At 45.3% G+C, this 16,831-nt stretch carries 15 protein-coding genes; 8 read left to right on the top strand and 7 right to left on the bottom strand.

Annotated elements, in window-relative coordinates:
- Nucleotides 1–86: 86 nt before the first annotated feature.
- Nucleotides 87–1,346, bottom strand: coding sequence for a DUF2066 domain-containing protein (locus F0229_RS06945; protein ID WP_171732519.1), 1,260 nt, complete (start codon nt 1,344–1,346; stop codon nt 87–89).
- A 278-nt stretch (nt 1,347–1,624) separates the two neighbouring features.
- On the opposite strand from F0229_RS06945, the gene F0229_RS06940 reads away from it, so the two are divergent.
- On the top strand, nt 1,625–2,863 hold the full coding sequence (locus F0229_RS06940) for a uracil-xanthine permease family protein (protein ID WP_171732518.1): 1,239 nt from the start codon (nt 1,625–1,627) through the stop codon (nt 2,861–2,863).
- Between the two features lie 141 nt (nt 2,864–3,004).
- On the opposite strand, the gene upp is transcribed toward F0229_RS06940, so the two are convergent.
- Complete coding sequence (gene upp / locus F0229_RS06935; protein WP_004738627.1) at nt 3,005–3,631, bottom strand: uracil phosphoribosyltransferase; 627 nt, start codon at nt 3,629–3,631, stop codon at nt 3,005–3,007.
- Between the two features lie 169 nt (nt 3,632–3,800).
- Between upp and purM the strand changes: the two genes are divergently transcribed.
- Together purM and purN are read left to right on the top strand one after the other, a co-directional pair.
- Nucleotides 3,801–4,841: a phosphoribosylformylglycinamidine cyclo-ligase gene (gene purM / locus F0229_RS06930; RefSeq protein WP_102464690.1), complete on the top strand. Its 1,041-nt coding sequence runs from the start codon at nt 3,801–3,803 to the stop codon at nt 4,839–4,841.
- Between the two features lie 132 nt (nt 4,842–4,973).
- On the top strand, nt 4,974–5,648 hold the full coding sequence (gene purN / locus F0229_RS06925; protein WP_171732517.1) for a phosphoribosylglycinamide formyltransferase: 675 nt from the start codon (nt 4,974–4,976) through the stop codon (nt 5,646–5,648).
- Nucleotides 5,649–5,757: 109 nt separating this feature from the next.
- Here purN and F0229_RS06920 read toward each other — a convergent pair whose 3' ends face one another.
- Both F0229_RS06920 and lpcA read right to left on the bottom strand, forming a co-directional pair.
- Nucleotides 5,758–6,603 carry a class II glutamine amidotransferase gene (locus F0229_RS06920; protein ID WP_171732516.1) on the bottom strand — a complete coding sequence of 282 codons (846 nt, stop codon included), beginning with the start codon at nt 6,601–6,603 and terminating at the stop codon, nt 5,758–5,760.
- A 64-nt stretch (nt 6,604–6,667) separates the two neighbouring features.
- Nucleotides 6,668–7,246, bottom strand: coding sequence for a D-sedoheptulose 7-phosphate isomerase (gene lpcA / locus F0229_RS06915; protein WP_171732515.1), 579 nt, complete (start codon nt 7,244–7,246; stop codon nt 6,668–6,670).
- A gap of 328 nt (nt 7,247–7,574) precedes the next feature.
- Here lpcA and fadE point away from each other — a divergent pair, with 328 nt between their 5' ends.
- Nucleotides 7,575–10,040: an acyl-CoA dehydrogenase FadE gene (gene fadE, locus F0229_RS06910; RefSeq protein ID WP_048664595.1), complete on the top strand. Its 2,466-nt coding sequence runs from the start codon at nt 7,575–7,577 to the stop codon at nt 10,038–10,040.
- A 128-nt stretch (nt 10,041–10,168) separates the two neighbouring features.
- On the opposite strand, the gene F0229_RS06905 is transcribed toward fadE, so the two are convergent.
- Both F0229_RS06905 and dnaQ read right to left on the bottom strand, forming a co-directional pair.
- Nucleotides 10,169–11,416 carry a TIGR03503 family protein gene (locus tag F0229_RS06905; RefSeq protein ID WP_171732514.1) on the bottom strand — a complete coding sequence of 416 codons (1,248 nt, stop codon included), beginning with the start codon at nt 11,414–11,416 and terminating at the stop codon, nt 10,169–10,171.
- A gap of 9 nt (nt 11,417–11,425) precedes the next feature.
- Nucleotides 11,426–12,193, bottom strand: coding sequence for a DNA polymerase III subunit epsilon (dnaQ, locus tag F0229_RS06900; protein WP_017060722.1), 768 nt, complete (start codon nt 12,191–12,193; stop codon nt 11,426–11,428).
- A gap of 56 nt (nt 12,194–12,249) precedes the next feature.
- Here dnaQ and rnhA point away from each other — a divergent pair, with 56 nt between their 5' ends.
- Entirely contained in the window at nt 12,250–12,714 is a 465-nt protein-coding gene (gene rnhA / locus F0229_RS06895) for a ribonuclease HI (protein ID WP_017060723.1), read from the top strand.
- 98 nt (nt 12,715–12,812) lie between these two features.
- On the opposite strand, the gene F0229_RS06890 is transcribed toward rnhA, so the two are convergent.
- The gene (locus F0229_RS06890; protein WP_171732513.1) at nt 12,813–13,595 is read right to left on the bottom strand and encodes a class I SAM-dependent methyltransferase; all 783 of its coding nucleotides are present in this window, start codon (nt 13,593–13,595) and stop codon (nt 12,813–12,815) included.
- Nucleotides 13,596–13,648: 53 nt separating this feature from the next.
- Here F0229_RS06890 and gloB point away from each other — a divergent pair, with 53 nt between their 5' ends.
- The 3 genes from gloB to F0229_RS06875 all read left to right on the top strand — a co-directional run bounded on the left by gloB (nt 13,649) and on the right by F0229_RS06875 (nt 16,735).
- Complete coding sequence (gloB, locus tag F0229_RS06885) at nt 13,649–14,407, top strand: hydroxyacylglutathione hydrolase (protein ID WP_017060725.1); 759 nt, start codon at nt 13,649–13,651, stop codon at nt 14,405–14,407.
- A gap of 70 nt (nt 14,408–14,477) precedes the next feature.
- Entirely contained in the window at nt 14,478–16,052 is a 1,575-nt protein-coding gene (locus F0229_RS06880) for a LysM peptidoglycan-binding domain-containing protein (RefSeq protein ID WP_171732512.1), read from the top strand.
- Complete coding sequence (locus F0229_RS06875; protein ID WP_017060727.1) at nt 16,049–16,735, top strand: YIP1 family protein; 687 nt, start codon at nt 16,049–16,051, stop codon at nt 16,733–16,735. Before F0229_RS06880 ends, F0229_RS06875 begins: the two co-directional genes overlap by 4 nt.
- The last annotated feature ends 96 nt before the right edge of the window (nt 16,736–16,831 follow it).

The following is a 16,831-nucleotide window of genomic DNA, read 5'->3' as shown; positions in this document are numbered from 1 at the left end:
ACCGCTTACAAACAAAAAGCCCTGCGAGATTGCTCTTGCAGGGCTTTTTTCAAGTTTTCATTTCAATCAGTCATGTCAGCTGACAATTATGAGCGAACCCACTCGTATACCAAGCTTGGATTAGCATGTACTGGCGCAGTGATGGTTAGATCTTCTGTACTAGAATCCTCTAACGTTGCGTCAGGCGTATTCGTTAGCTCAGCATCCTCAGATACCTCGTTGCCCTTAATCACTTGTACGCCTGAGTCAGTTTCGTCACCAACGACTTCAGCAGCGTCTGTTGAATCATCACCTACAGACATTGTGTTGTCTTGAGTTTCAAATTCAGGGCTCACTTCAGGTTCAATGTAAGATTCTTCAACCTTCGCGACTTGTCGAATACTTGCTACTTCTTGCTCAAACTCTTGTTGAGTCGACAATAAGTGAATTCGGAAAGTGACTTCGTTGTTCTGAATCTTCAGAATATCTAGGCTTGCCACCGAGTTTAGACGCTTAAGTGCGTTCTCTAACTGGAAGAAGTCTTGAGCATTATTCAGGCTAATAAACTGCGTTAAAATCGATTCTGATGACTCACTCGCTACCGTCACAGCACTTTTGCCTGCGTAGTAGTTACTGATTTGGTCAACTAACTTCTTAGAAGTCGTGTCGCTGTTACCCGATAGTGAACCACTTACAGGCGATGTTGGTGCACTCGTCAATTGACTTGGCTTTTGATCGTATAGAGCCCAACGTAGGCCTGAAGATTGAGCCTTTATCACCAACACAGCATCAACAGGATAACGCTGACTCGCTTTACTGATTGGCGTAACAAAGCTACCCCACAAATCAGAAGTCGCAATACCCGTAATATCGTCAAAGTCACCCACAGGCAGCGTTAGAGGCAAGCCACGCTCTTTTGCGTTCGCTTGTAAGCTAGCTGCTAACTGTGAGTTAGAGTGTTCCCATACGATGTTCTTGTCGTAGTTGTCCTCTTCCACCAGCCAAACAAGGATGTTTGAACGCGTGTCAGGCCAGTAAGGTAACTGTGCTTGAGTCAACAGAGAACGGATTTGAGCACCGTTAAAACGCATACGCAATGTTGATTGGTCATTGCTTTCGCCAAAACTCATTTGAGACATGTACTGCGAACTCTTGCGCATCGCCTTTTGAATCGTCTCATTCGAAGCGACATCAGTTTGGCCAGTCGCACGTATCAATACCTGCTCCATACCTGTATTTCTTGCCACTTGTTCTGGCTGTTTGTCTTCAGCGTTAATCGCAACTTCAGCACTAAAGATATCTACTTGAGTTAAGGCATAACTCGGAGAGGCTAATAGTCCCATCAACAACAATGCTATGTAGCGCATACTGATCCTAATATTCAAATCTTGTGCCTAGATGATAAGCAACTATGGATTGAGGGGCAAGGTCGATAGCGCCCACTGTGTTTAATAACCACAAAATATCACCTGGCCATGATAAATCGCTCACTTATAAACTGAATTTCTAGGGCTTAGATGGATATAAAACATAACTAAGATAAATAAATTTGATCTATTTGGTGTAGCAATCGATTGCCAAGTGATAGAATCCCGCGAATTTTATTTTTCGCTTTTCATATAACGACCATTTTTAAGGACATAACATGAAAAATGCTCTGCAAGGTGCGCAAATGCTGTTTGTAGCATTTGGTGCGCTTGTATTAGTGCCGCTACTGACTGGACTCGATCCCAACGTTGCACTGTTTGGCGCAGGTATCGGTACCCTTTTATTCCAACTTATTACACGCCGTTCAGTGCCAATCTTCTTAGCATCTTCTTTTGCTTTCATCGCGCCTATCATGTTTGGTATTCAAACTTGGGGTGTTGGTGCAACCATGGGCGGCTTGATGGCGGCGGGTGTTGTGTATGTACTAATGGGCGCGTTAATTAAAGTTCGTGGCGTTGGCTTCATCCATAAACTGCTTCCACCAGTCGTTGTTGGCCCTGTGATCATGGTTATCGGTTTAGGTCTTGCACCTGTTGCAGTTAACATGGCGCTAGGTAAGACAGGCGATGGTGCGGTTCAGCTTGTTGATGCAGACGCTGCCCTGTGGATCTCTTCAATTTCACTGTTAGTGACGATTGTCATCAGTGTGTTTTCAAAAGGCTTCCTTAAGCTACTGCCAATCTTCGGTGGGATTGTTGCGGGTTACATCACCAGCTTGGTATACGGCGCGGTAGACTTCACTCCAGTAGCGCAAGCATCGTGGTTAGCACTACCAAACTTCACCATGCCGGAGTTCAACATCAACGCTATCTTCTTCATGGTGTTTGTCGCGATTGCCCCAGCCGTTGAGCATGTAGGTGACATGCTGGCGATTTCTAACGTGACGGGTAAAGACTACCTTAAGAAACCTGGCCTGCACCGCACAATCACAGGTGACGGCGTGGCAACAATAGCTGCTTCTATGCTGGGCGCTCCACCAAACACAACTTACAGTGAAGTAACAGGCGCAGTAATGCTTACCAAAGCATTTAACCCTGTAATCATGACTTGGGCTGCAATAACGGCTATCGTTCTTGCATTGGTTGGTAAGCTAGGCGCATTACTGCAAACCATTCCGGTTCCAGTGATGGGCGGTATCATGATTCTTCTGTTTGGCTCTATCGCAACCGTAGGTCTTAACACGCTAATCAAGAACAACGTTGACCTTCACAAATCACGTAACCTTGTGATTGTGGGCATTACTTTAGTCTTTGGTATTGGCGGCATGGCCTTTGGTATCGGTGACTTCAGCCTACAGGGCGTAAGCTTGTGCGGTATCGTAGCGATTCTACTTAACCTAGTACTTCCAGAAGAGCTAGGTGACAACACTGTGGTAGACAAAGCTCAAATCGATTAATCCATCGGTAAGGCTAGATTCAAAAGAATCACAAACCAACAAGATCAAAAAAGGGAGAGCATTCAATGCTCTCCCTTTTTATTAATACGGCTAATTCAGCGAGTTAAGAAACGATTTAGAGTCACTTAAGCTGAAACCGAATTACTTAGTACCGAAGATCTTATCACCAGCATCGCCAAGACCAGGAACAATGTAACCCTTGTCGTTTAGCTTCTCATCGATTGCAGCTGTGTAAAGTTCAACATCTGGGTGCGCTTTTTCTAGAGCCGCAATACCTTCAGGAGCCGCTACAAGAACAAGAATCTTGAAGTGCTTACAACCTTTCTCTTTCATTAAGTCGATAGTCGCGATCATAGAACCACCCGTTGCAAGCATTGGGTCTACCACTAGAGCGATACGCTCATCGATGTTAGATGCAAGCTTGTTGAAATATGGAACTGGCTCAAGCGTTTCTTCGTCACGGTAGATACCAACAACGCTGATACGTGCGCTTGGGATGTGCTCAAGAACACCGTCCATCATGCCTAGACCAGCACGTAGGATTGGCACTACTGTTACTTTTTTACCTTTAATTTGGTCAACTTCAACTGGGCCGTCCCAACCATTAATAGTTACACGTTCAGTTTCAAAGTCTGATGTCGCTTCGTATGTTAGAAGGCTACCCACTTCTGTCGCTAGCTCACGAAAACGCTTAGTGCTAATCTCACCTTCACGCATCAGGCCAATTTTATGTTTTACTAGCGGGTGTTTCACTTCAACAACTTTCATTTCCAACTCCGGCAATATTTAAACAAACCTGTAGATTATACACGAACTCTAAGGTTATTTCAGAATCTTTATTCTAATAAAAAAAACCGCGCAAACGTTTGCTCTTCATATTCAAGCCCTGTTAGAATAGCGCCGTTTTCACATCCAACTTAAGTTCGAGGACTATCCCGTGAGTGGTAATACTTCTTCTCTAAGCTACAAAGACGCTGGTGTTGATATCGACGCAGGTAATGCACTAGTAGACCGTATTAAAGGTGCTGTTAAACGCACTCGTCGCCCTGAAGTAATGGGCGGTATTGGTGGCTTTGGCGCCCTATGTGAACTTCCAACGAAATACAAAGAGCCAGTACTTGTTTCAGGTACTGATGGTGTTGGTACTAAACTTCGCCTTGCTTTGGATCTGAAAAAACACGACACCATTGGTATCGACCTAGTGGCAATGTGTGTGAACGACCTAATCGTTCAAGGTGGTGAGCCTCTATTCTTCCTAGACTACTACGCAACAGGTAAGCTAGATGTAGACACAGCAGCAGACGTTGTTTCTGGCATCGCTGAAGGTTGTGTTCAAGCTGGTTGTGCACTTATCGGTGGTGAAACTGCTGAAATGCCAGGCATGTACGAAGGCGACGACTACGATGTAGCTGGCTTCTGTGTTGGTGTTGTAGAAAAAGCGGACATCATTGACGGCACTAAAGTAGCAGCAGGCGACGCACTTATCGCTGTTGGCTCAAGTGGTCCACACTCAAACGGTTACTCTTTAATTCGTAAAGTCCTAGAAGTTTCTGGTGCTGATAAGAGTGAAGAACTAGAAGGTCGCACTATCGGTGAGCACCTACTAGAACCAACTAAGATTTACATCAAATCAGCGCTTAAGATGATTGCAGAGCATGACATTCATGCTATCTCACACATCACAGGTGGTGGTTTCTGGGAAAACATCCCACGCGTACTTCCTGAAGGTACTAAAGCAGTCATTGATGGCAAGAGCTGGGAATGGCCTGCTATCTTCAACTGGCTACAAGAGAAAGGTAACGTGGAGACATTCGAAATGTACCGCACTTTCAACTGTGGTGTAGGCCTAGTTGTTGCTCTACCTAAAGATCAAGCAGACGCTGCAGTTGAACTACTGAAAACTGAAGGCGAAAACGCTTGGGTTATCGGTGAGATCGCAAACGCTGAAGCTGGCGAAGAGCAAGTTGAAATTAAATAAGTGATACGCTCACTTACTTAGTTAATCAATGAGGACCTAATGGTCCTCATTTTGCTATTTAGCCCGCAGAAAACCTTAGTTTATGTAGGTACATTGTAAACAGTTCAGTTAATCATTCGTATGACCCACTCTATGAAAAACAATCACTCAAATAAAACCAGTCACTCTAAGAAAAACATCGTTGTGCTAGTTTCAGGAAGCGGAAGTAACTTACAGGCAATTTTGGATGCCTGTGATAACAATATGATTGATGCTTCAGTTAAAGCTGTCTTTTCAAACAAAGCAGAGGCTTTTGGATTAGAACGAGCGAAAACCGCAGGTGTTGGCGCACATTCAGTGAATCCAAAAGACTTTGGTTCACGTGAAGAGTTCGATCATGAATTGATGATTCAGATTGATGCATACCAACCCGATTTAATCGTACTTGCGGGATATATGCGTATCCTGAGTTCAGAGTTTGTTCGTCACTATGCGGGTAAAATGGTCAACATCCACCCTTCCCTGTTGCCTAAATACCCAGGCCTACACACCCACCAGCGTGCCATTGATGCACAAGACAAAGAGCACGGAACTAGTGTCCACTTTGTTACTGAAGAGCTTGATGGGGGTCCTGTGATCTTACAGGCTAAGGTACCGGTATTTGAAGATGATGATGCTGATATGCTGGCAAGCCGAGTGCTTACCCAAGAACACTGCATTTACCCTATGGTCTGTAAATGGTTCGCCGAAGATCGTTTATCAATGCTAAATGGGCAAGCTGTCTTAGACGGTAAGGCATTAGGTAAACACGGTTACGCAGAAGAGTAATTCTTCAGAAACTAAATCAAATCCAAAAAAAGGCCGCTCACTGATTCATTAGTTCAGTAAGCAGCCTTTTTTTTATAGGGTTCAAATAATACTATTCGAGACACTTAGCTCAGCTCAATGGTTCAGTTGGCGCTTGGCTTGCTACCTTCTTCGGCGCATAAGCGACATCTTCCAACGCTTTATGATTGTTGCCAATCAGCTCACCAAAATGAAACAGCGCATATTCGCCCGGCTTCATTCTAAACCACTGTTCATTGTCTGTTAGAGGCTGAGTTGCCACCACCGTAACCACATCATTAGGCGTAGTTTCTTCCTGGAAGTTAATCTCAACATCTTCATCAATCAGGCTCGCTTTACCAAAAGGTGCGCGCCTTGTTATCCAGTACAAATGGTTAGTACAGTAAGTCATCACGTACTCACCATCACTCAACAACATGTTGAAAACGCCTTTCTCTCGGAGCTGGTCACAACACTCAGCCACAAAGCGGAACATACCTTCCATATCTTGAGGTGGCTCAGGGAAACGCTCTTCAAGTTGTTTGAGTAGCCAACAGAAGGAGAGCTCACTGTCTGTCTCGCCAACCGGTCTGAAACGACCACTAATCAGATCGTCGTAATCCGTTAATTGACCATTGTGAGCAAAGGTCCAGTATCGCCCCCACAGCTCTCGGGTAAAAGGATGTGTATTTTCTAGATTGACGCCACCACGATTGGCTTGACGGATATGACTGACAACAGCTTGGCTTTTAATTGGGTAGTTTTGAACCAAGTCAGCGATCTTAGATTCACAGCTCGGATTCGGATCTTTAAAGGTGCGAAAACCCTTACCCTCATAAAAGGTAATACCCCAGCCATCACGATGCGGGCCGGTGTTACCTCCACGCTGCATAAGACCAGTAAAGCTAAAACAAATATCAGTTGGCACATTCGCGCTCATACCGAGCAATTCACACATGGTTTAATCTACTCCCTATTAAAACCAATGGAGCCAGAAATCTGGGCTCCAGATGTCTGTAAAATTATTCTTCCATCTCTTTTTCGACAAGCTGAATCACAATATGAATGATCTTAATGTGAATCTCTTGGATACGGTCTGCGTAACCAAAATGTGGCACTCGGATTTCGATATCAGCGCAACCCGCCATTTTACCGCCATCTTTACCCGTCAATGCAATCGTCTTCATGCCTTTAGCTTGAGCAGCTTCAATTGCTTTCAAAATGTTGGCAGAGTTACCTGAAGTCGACAGACAGAACAACACATCACCTTTACGACCTACCGCTTCTACATAACGAGAAAATACGTGGTCGTAGCCAAAATCATTACTCACGCAAGACAGGTGGCTTGGATCTGAAATCGCAATACCAGCGTAACCTGGACGGTTTTCACGGTATCGGCCAGTAAGCTCTTCTGCGAAGTGCATTGCATCACAGTGTGAACCACCGTTACCACAAGAAAGCACTTTGCCCTCTTGCTTGAATGAGTCAGCAATCAGTTTTGCCGCCGCTTCAATTTGAGCGATGTTATGGTCATCACTCAGGAACTTATTCAGAACGTCAGCAGCTTCGTTCAATTCACTTTTGATTAGGTCATGGTACATAAGGCTTATCTCTTATATTTTTTTACGCAACTTAAAGTACGTGAAATGAGAGCTGAGGGTTTTCCCCTCTTTTACCTGAGTTTACCCACAAACATGAAATAGTGTCGACACTTAAGCCCAAAGATTGCCACCTTAATTAGAGTCTCGCTGCCGATCCGTCCAAATATTCGCCACCAACCTCTCACAATTAGAACTTTAACTCTATTGAGATCACTTTTTATTCACTTTGGAGTTTTACAAATATTTAATATTTTGTTTACACTTGACTGGTTAGACCTCTTACCTAAAACTTAATAACAATAAGTGATCTCTGAAAAGGAAATCGATCATGAACATATTGCTCTCCCTACTCGGCATGACAGCCATCTTAGGCGTCTGTCTTTACCATAGAGTTAGTCTGGTACGTGCATTAGTTGTATTAACTGGCGCAATGGTAGCATTAACACTGTTCGGCGGCGTGGCCGTCACTGGTTGGCTTTGTTACTTGTTAGCCGTTGCGATCTTTGCTGTACCGACCATTCGTCAGACCCTAATCAGCCAAAAAGCACTCTCTTTATTTAAGAAAGTTCTACCAGCGATGTCCCAGACAGAAAAAGAAGCATTGGAAGCTGGCACAGTATGGTGGGAAGCAGAGCTGTTCAAAGGCAAGCCTGAATGGAAGAAACTTCAGAATATTGCCGACCCGAAACTCTCGGAAGCGGAACAAGCATTTTTAGATGGCCCAGTAAATACTGTGTGTGAGATGGTCAATGATTACCAAGTCACCCATGAGCTTGCAGATTTGCCACCAGAAGTATGGCAATACCTGAAAGACCATAAATTCTTCGCCATGATCATCAAGAAAAAATACGGCGGTTTAGAATTCTCGGCTTACGCTCAGTCTTTGGTTCTTCAGAAGCTAACCGGCGTTTCTAGCGTATTGTCATCAACGGTTGGCGTACCTAACTCATTAGGCCCTGGTGAGTTATTACAACACTACGGTACAGAAGAACAAAGAAATCATTACCTGCCGCGCCTAGCAGAAGGTAAAGAGATCCCTTGTTTTGCCCTGACGAGCCCAGAAGCTGGCTCTGATGCAGGTTCAATCCCAGATTACGGTGTGGTATGTAAAGGCGAATGGCAAGGTGAAGAAGTATTGGGCATGCGCCTAACTTGGAACAAGCGTTACATCACCCTAGCACCTGTCGCGACGGTATTAGGCTTGGCCTTTAAACTGCGTGACCCTGATGGTCTGCTTGGTGACCAAAAAGATCTAGGCATCACTTGTGCGCTTATCCCAACGGATTTAAAAGGCGTAGAAATTGGCAATCGCCACTTCCCGCTGAATGTGCCGTTCCAGAACGGTCCGACGCAAGGCGACGATATCTTTGTGCCTATCGACTTCATCATTGGTGGCCAGAAAATGGCAGGTCAAGGCTGGCGTATGCTGGTTGAGTGTCTGTCGGTTGGTCGTGGTATCACACTGCCTTCAAACTCAACGGGTGGTATTAAGTCTGCTGCATTAGCAACGGGCGCTTATGCTCGTATTCGTCGTCAATTCAAACAACCGATTGGCCGCATGGAAGGGGTTGAAGAGCCACTTGCACGCCTAGCGGGTAACGCTTATGTGATGGATGCGGCAAGTAATCTAACCGTTGCAGGTATCGATCTTGGCGAAAAACCTTCGGTTATCTCAGCAATCGTTAAGTACCACTGTACACACCGTGGTCAGCGCAGCATCATCGATGCTATGGATATTGTTGGCGGTAAAGGTATTTGCTTAGGTCCATCGAACTTCCTAGCTCGTGGCTACCAAGGTTCGCCTATCGCGATTACGGTTGAAGGCGCAAACATCCTGACTCGTTCAATGATCATCTATGGTCAAGGTGCGATTCGCTGTCACCCTTACGTACTTAACGAAATGGAAGCGGCTTATTCTGAAAGCAGTGATGCTCTAGATAAGTTTGATTCGGCGTTAGCAGGACACGTTAGCTTTACTATGAGTAACCTAGTCCGCAGCTTGTGGTTTGGTTTAACCGATGGCCGTGGTTCAGATGCGCCAACACCTTCAAATAAAACAGATAAACAGACACAGCGTTACTACCAACAGCTAAACCGCTACAGTGCAAACCTAGCGCTACTGTCTGATATTTCAATGGCAGTTCTTGGCGGATCACTGAAGCGTAGAGAACGTTTATCAGCAAGACTGGGTGATATCTTAAGTCAACTTTACCTCGGTTCAGCAACGTTGAAGCGCTTTGAAAGTGAAGGCAGCCACGCTGAAGATCTACCGTTAGTACATTGGGGGATGCAAGATAGCTTACGTCAGACTGAAGTGGCGATTGATGAGTTCTTAGCGAACTTCCCTAACCCTGTGATTGGTCGTCTGCTTCGTGTTGTGCTAATGCCATTCGGTCGTATCCGTCGTGCTCCAAACGACAAGCTCGATAGCAAAGTTGCGCACATTCTACAAACACCAAGCGAAACACGCTCTCGTATCGGTCGCGGCCAATACTTAGAAGCGACGGAATACAACCCAGTAGGTAAGATTGAAAAAGCGCTAGAAGTGATTCTTCAAGCTGAACCTCTGTTCGACAAAGTCTGCAAAGAGACACATCAAAAACGTGCCTTCTTACGACTTGATCTTGTTGCTCAGTTGGGACTTGAGAAAGGTATCTTAACGCAAGACGAAGCAAATCTTCTGATTAGCGCTGAGGAACATAGACTGTACACGATTAACGTGGATGACTTCTCACCAGAGGAGCTTGCAGCAAAGTCTCAGTACCCAGACCAATCGATTGATAACGTCGCTTAAGGCCAGAAAAAGAAACAAAAACGGGACTCCTATGAGTCCCGTCTTTTTGTTCATGATTTCGTTGCCACAAATTCCAATGCTTTATCTAGCGGCTTATTCTCTCTAGACAATCTAATCATCTAAGCGAGTTACTTGGGCGCCTTGAGCTGCATCTCAGGTAACGCTTTTTTCTTCGCCTTGACCTTACGAACCACAAACCAAATCAATAAGCCCAATAGAATAGCGACCACATTACCCACCGCAATAATGATCATACTGCGCTGTCTGTCATCTTCACGTTTTTGAAGGATCATCAACTCTGTTACGATACGCTTCTGTTCAGCAAGAGCTTCTTCTTGAAGACGTCGTGACTCTGCTAAGTCGATATCTTCAACAACGCTGTACGACTGCTCGGTAATTGGAAAAATCAGCGGGCGCTGACTTGAAGCATCAGTGGCATAAACCATCCCTGACCAATTATAAATTCCTAAATCGCCATTATAAGGCACCTCTAAAGTGACTTTCATTGCGTCGACTTCAGCTTGCCCCTGCTTGTACATCACATATTCATCAGGAGCCTTGTGCTCAACATGAACCGCTAACGAGCTCGATGCGATCATCCCCTGTTCACCAGACACCACAATAGTATGAGGTAAACCCTCTTTTCGTGATTGAATGAAGGTGCTAGTGATCGGTGTTGGGTAAACCAAGACTTCTTGCTCTTGCGCTCGCAGGAACACGCCATTACCAGAGGTAATACGCGCTCGGTATTTACCGGGCTCGATATCAATTGGCAAAGAGACAGTGAACACACCATCTCCGGCCTTTTCATCAAGATCAGCGCCATCATCGGCAAACTCGCCCATCACAACCGGCACCGGGCGCGCTTCTCTCACCAAAGACTCTTCGTTTTCAACAAACTTAGTAAAGGTAACCTTAAGCTTCACGCGATCGAGAAAATCGCGCAGCACCAGCGGCTTGCCATCAGAAGTCAGTCGAGCGGTAAATTTGATGCGCTCTGTTTGATACAACTTATCTGGGAACTCATTAGCATCCAAAACAAGATGAGACAGCAGCTTGATATTGTTCTTAGGGGAAACTTTACCTATCGCTTGCCAAGGGCCGGGCATCGGATTGTCGATAGAGATAATGTCCATGGACGATTCTTCGTACCAACGGACATTATCAGCATTGCGCCAAGAGTAGTATTTCTTGCCATCAGGGCGAACCAAAACGACAGGTTTAGAGTTATCGGCTCGATAAATCACAAAGGTGACTTGTTCAATACTGGGATCAACTCGAAAACGGTTGTCCAATAAACTCATAACGGATTCTGTTGCTGCATGTAAGCCAAAACTTAACAGCAATAAGCAACCGGTAGCCAATACCCTTAACATACTTTCTCCCTACTGACGCCAGAGGCAGCTTCCGCTTTTCTCGACGAGATCTAAACGACTTTGATGCGCTTCTACTTCATCGGCCGTAGCTCGTAAAACCTTTAGGGATTTTCGACCACTTTCTACTCTTCGTATGCTTTCGGCTTCACCTTCCTGTTGACCAGCGTTAAATTGCAGCGAAGTTTGACCACCCGTCATCAATAAGTAGACGTCGGCTAGGATCTCCGCATCGAGCAATGCGCCGTGGAGAGTACGGTGCGAGTTATCGATACCGTAACGGTCACATAAGATATCTAGGTTGTTTCTTTTACCTGGGAATATCTTCTTCGCCATTGCCAAGGTATCGGTAACTTTACAGTAGTCATCCGTTTTACCTATCGCTGGGTTGAGCTTCTCAAACTCATAGTCCATGAAGCCCGTATCGAAGGGCGCGTTATGAGCCACCAGCTCCGCACCTTTGATAAAGTCGAGAAACTCTTTATGAATGTCTTGGTATTCAGGCTTATCAATCAAGAATTCATCGGTAATACCGTGAACGCCAATCGCCTCTTCTTGAATCGCACGATCGGGCTTGATGTAGACGTGGAAATGACGCCCGGTCAGCCTACGGTTGATGATCTCTACTGCACCAATTTCAACGATGCGGTGACCCATATAGTGAGGGCCACCTTCTGTATTCATACCGGTGGTTTCGGTATCGAGTACAACAATGCGCTTATTTTCGTTCGAACTGTTTTTTTCGTTCGTGCTTTGTTCTGGAGTGCTACTGGTATTCATAAGGATAATTGTGTCAGACTATGCCGATAATGTGCTTGAGGTAATAGTATCAAATCATGACGAAACAAGTTGAAATTTTCACTGATGGTTCTTGTTTAGGCAACCCTGGTCCCGGCGGCTATGGCATCGTACTTCGCTACAAAAAAGTCGAGAAGACGCTAGCAGAAGGTTTCACGCTAACAACCAATAACCGTATGGAAATGCTCGCCGCTGTCGTTGCTCTCCAAGCCCTCAAAGAACCTTGCTCTGTGATTCTGACCACAGATAGCCAATACGTGCGTCAAGGCATCACACAGTGGATTCATAACTGGAAAAAGCGTGACTGGAAAACAGCCGACAAGAAACCGGTTAAAAATGCCGATCTGTGGCAAAGGCTCGATAAAGAAACCGCTCGCCATAGCGTTGATTGGCGCTGGGTAAAAGGACACGCGGGACACAGAGAAAACGAAATGTGTGATGATTTAGCGCGAAATGCAGCGGAGAATCCGACTCTAGAAGATACGGGCTATCAACCAAGCTAATCGTCTTTTTAATTAGACGCACATTTCAGAAAGCGATTTATAATTTCTTAAACTAATTGACAATTTCTCAATCGAATTGATAGATGAAAAGCCGACAACTAATCGGCTTTTTCTGTTTTTAGCGGATATGACGCTTTGGCTGAATCCATTGTACGGCGCGTATTGGTTCTAAAACTTGCCCCAACAGGCGAGAAACGTCGCTTAAGGTGCCAATGTGGTTTGATGGGTTTTAGCGGGTAAGTACGCTTACGAGCAACAATAAAGTATTGGCTTCCGGCGAAGGATGCACAACCACCTAAGCTGTTCTCCAACCACGTCCACATCGCTTGATACTTACTCATCGGAAACAGCGCGTAGGTGTCACAATGAATTACTTCATAGTTAAGTACACCTAACCAGTCTTTAATTCGACTTGGCGTGTACATACGCCCACTCCAAGGCAAGCTGTTCTTTCGCCAAGGCATCAAACTGGCAAGCCCAGTGACACTGATTGGGTTGAAGCCCGTGATAATGATATAGCCATCGTCCATCATCACTCGATCGACTTCTCTCAATAAGCGATGCGGGTCATTGCTATAATCTAGCTGATGACTCATTACTACAACATCAAAGCTTTTCTCCAAAAAGGGTAAATTATAGCCATCCGCTATCACATTATGTAATGGGTTCTGGATATCTAGGTTTACTTGATGTTGAATGTTGCATGTGCAGCTAGAAATCTCACTACTGAGGCCACCGAGCTTGAGCATATGGTAACCAAATAGCTTTGGGCACCACTCATCGAGTCGAGTTTGAATAGATTCTCTCAACCAGTCCCCATTGTGCAATTGCGCCCAAGTGTAAGGACGTTCAAACTTCTTTCTGCTACGTGCTGGCTTCATCAATAATCTGTCTCACTTATTCTGTCGCACTAATAGTGACTGGAGAACCAATAATGTTACATATCAAAAGCATACCTGCATTTAACGACAATTACATCTGGCTGATTCAAAATAGCGATCGCCGTTGTGCTGTCGTCGACCCTGGTGATGCGGCTCCAGTATTAGAGTACTTGGCACACCATGAGCTAACTTTAGATGCAATCTTGATTACACACCACCACCACGATCACATTGGTGGTGTTCCAGAACTCGTTAGACAATTTCCCGGCGTGGATGTTGTCGGTCCAAGGAATGAACCTATCCCTACCTTAACTCATCCGGTCGATGATGGTGATCAATTAGAACTGTTTGGCGAAGTATTCCTCGTCCTAGGGCTCAGTGGCCATACTGCGGGTCATATTGGTTATGTGGGCGATGCCAAACTGTTTTGTGGTGATGTGTTGTTCTCTGCGGGCTGTGGCCGAATCATGGAAGGCACACCACAACAGATGTTCGATGCACTGAATAAGATCACGGCTCTGCCTCAAGAAACCGAAGTGTATTGTGCACATGAGTACACTGCAGCCAATATCGCTTTCGCATTAGCCGTAGAGCCTGATAACCAACATTTGCAGCAATATCGCGACCAAGTGAACCGACTTCGCGCTCAAAATAAGTCGACCATCCCCACAAATTTGAGACAAGAGAAGTTTGTGAACCCCTTCCTGCGCTATACCGAGCCAAGTGTAGTGAAATCAGTGTCTAATCGCACCGAGCAGACCGATCCTTTATCGGTATTCACCGCTTTACGTGCGTGGAAGAACGAATTTTAACAAATACAGACTTGTCACTCATAGGGGGTGGCAAGTATTATCATCGGCCGTTAATTAAAAAGGCTGTAACATGCGAGTTAAGTACAGCTGGGCTTTGGTATTACTACTTTCTGGTTGCCAATTAACTCAGTCAGAGAATCCAGACCAAGCTTCCGAGCAAACCAACACATCTCCTACTAAAGAAGTTTCTCAAGCGAACGTTTCATCAGAAGCAACAGCCAAAGAAGATCAAAAAGTTGAAGCACCTGTCGTTACTCCACAAACACAAGAAGATGTTTGGAAACGCATTGCGATGCAACTTGAAATGGAAGTGCCAGACCAAAAGAAGGTCGACTACTACCGAACTTGGTATCTCAAGCACCCGAGTCATCTAAAAACAGTATCAAAGCGTGCTGAACCTTTCTTGTATCTGATCACGACTAAGATTGAAGAAAAAGGCTTACCACTAGAATTGGCACTACTACCCGTTGTAGAAAGCTCTTTCGATGCGTTTGCCTACTCTCATGGCAGTGCTGCTGGTCTATGGCAATTCATTTCAGGCACTGGCAAAGACTACGGGCTTGAACAGAACTTTTGGTATGACGGCCGCCGCGATGTTGCCGCCTCTACCGACGCCGCATTGGACTTCCTCTCAGATCTTAACCGACGTTTCGATGGCGACTGGAATCATGCGATTGCTGCCTATAACAGTGGTGGTGGTCGAGTAAACAGCGCAATCCGCAAGAACAAGAAGCTTGGCAAGCCAATCGACTTTTTCTCTTTGGACTTACCAAAAGAGACCAGCAGCTATGTACCTAAACTGCTTGCTCTAGCAGATGTCATTGCCAACCAAGAAAAGTATGGCATCGATATTCCGGCGATCCCGAATAAGCCAGTGCTGACTCTGGTTAACCCTGAAGAACAGCTTGATTTAGCCATTGCTGCGAACTACGCAGGTATTCCTGTCAAAGAACTGCAAGGTTACAACCCGGCTTACAACCAATGGGCAACGGCACCAGAGAAACACCAACAACTATTACTTCCTTTAGATTCAGTTGAGAAATTCAACAAAGAAGTCGCTGCCAATAAAGGCAAAGGCATGAAGTTGGTGCGTTACAAGGTTCAATCTGGTGACAGCATTAGCGTACTGGCAAGCAAATATAACACCACCAGCAAAGTGATCCGCTCTGCAAACGGTTTGAGCAACAACAATATTCGTATTGGCCAGCACTTACTTATCCCAACATCCACCAAAGACGACAAGACATACGCCCTAAGCGCCTCAAACCGCCTAGCAAGCACACAGTCGAAGAGTCGTGGTCAATATAAGCTCAGCCATACTGTAAGAAGTGGTGACAGCCTATGGACGATTGCACGCGCAAATAAGGTCTCTCATCAATCACTGGCTAAGTGGAATGGCATGGGACCACGCGACACGCTTAGAGTTGGTCAAGAACTGGTCATTTGGAAGAACGGCTCAGACGGCGCCATCATCCGTACGATCTTTTATAACGTGAAATCAGGTGACACAGTCAGCGGTATTGCATCAAAGTTCAAAGTAAAAAGTGCAGATGTTGTAAAATGGAACACTTTGCAGAACAAGAAATACCTACAGCCAGGACAAAAACTGAAGCTGTATGTTGATGTAACTAAGGTAAGTGTATGAACCCGTCAAGTAACCCACTCGTCATGCTGTTGGATATATTCCGTTCACCAACAGCTTGTTTCTTAGCGCTTTATCAACGAAGTGCTTGGGGATGGCAACCCTACGTCGTATTAATGCTCAGCCCATTTTTGTTTTGGGGTGCTTATTTTTCGAATGTAGATTTTGCGTGGTTAAGTGCAGAGCTATCGCAGCAACTGGCTCAAACGAACCCTGACCAATTGGCGTTACTTGACAGCAATACCTTACTCGCGAGTGAGATCATCAGCGACGTATTTGGCCGAACGTTGACCATCGTTCTATTGGCATTCTGGTTTAACCTAGCAACCAAGCCAAGCCAGCACCAACACAGCTTTTGGCGATGGTTTGCAGCGGCATCGGTTGTTATATTCCCAGCTGTTTTAGGTGATGTAGCAAGCTACGCAAGCCTGATACTCAAGCATGGACATGTGATGAACTACGCTGCCGACTTGAACAGCTTAAATGGCTTGATCAAGTTACCGCTAACTAATGATTGGTCACAGTTTGCTAGCTCATTACCACTGCTTCTGCCATGGTACATCGTGCTAGGTTATGCTGCGGTATTAACGTGGACTGAGTTTGAACGCGGGCAAGCGCTTGTGATTTCAGGCTTACCATGGGTTGGCTACTACCTAATCTGGGCGCTCTACATTTTAATCTTTTAAGTAGAAGAGATAAGGCTAGCGAAGACTCTCTAGCCTATTGTTCCGTTAGATTTCCCAAGGTAACCACCGTGCGAATGGTTAAGTTCCAATGACTAA

Source organism: Vibrio sp. AIC-3 (assembly GCF_013114515.1).
Taxonomy (GTDB): Bacteria; Pseudomonadota; Gammaproteobacteria; order Enterobacterales; family Vibrionaceae; genus Vibrio; species Vibrio crassostreae_C.
This window is presented reverse-complemented; position numbering and strand designations above follow the sequence as displayed.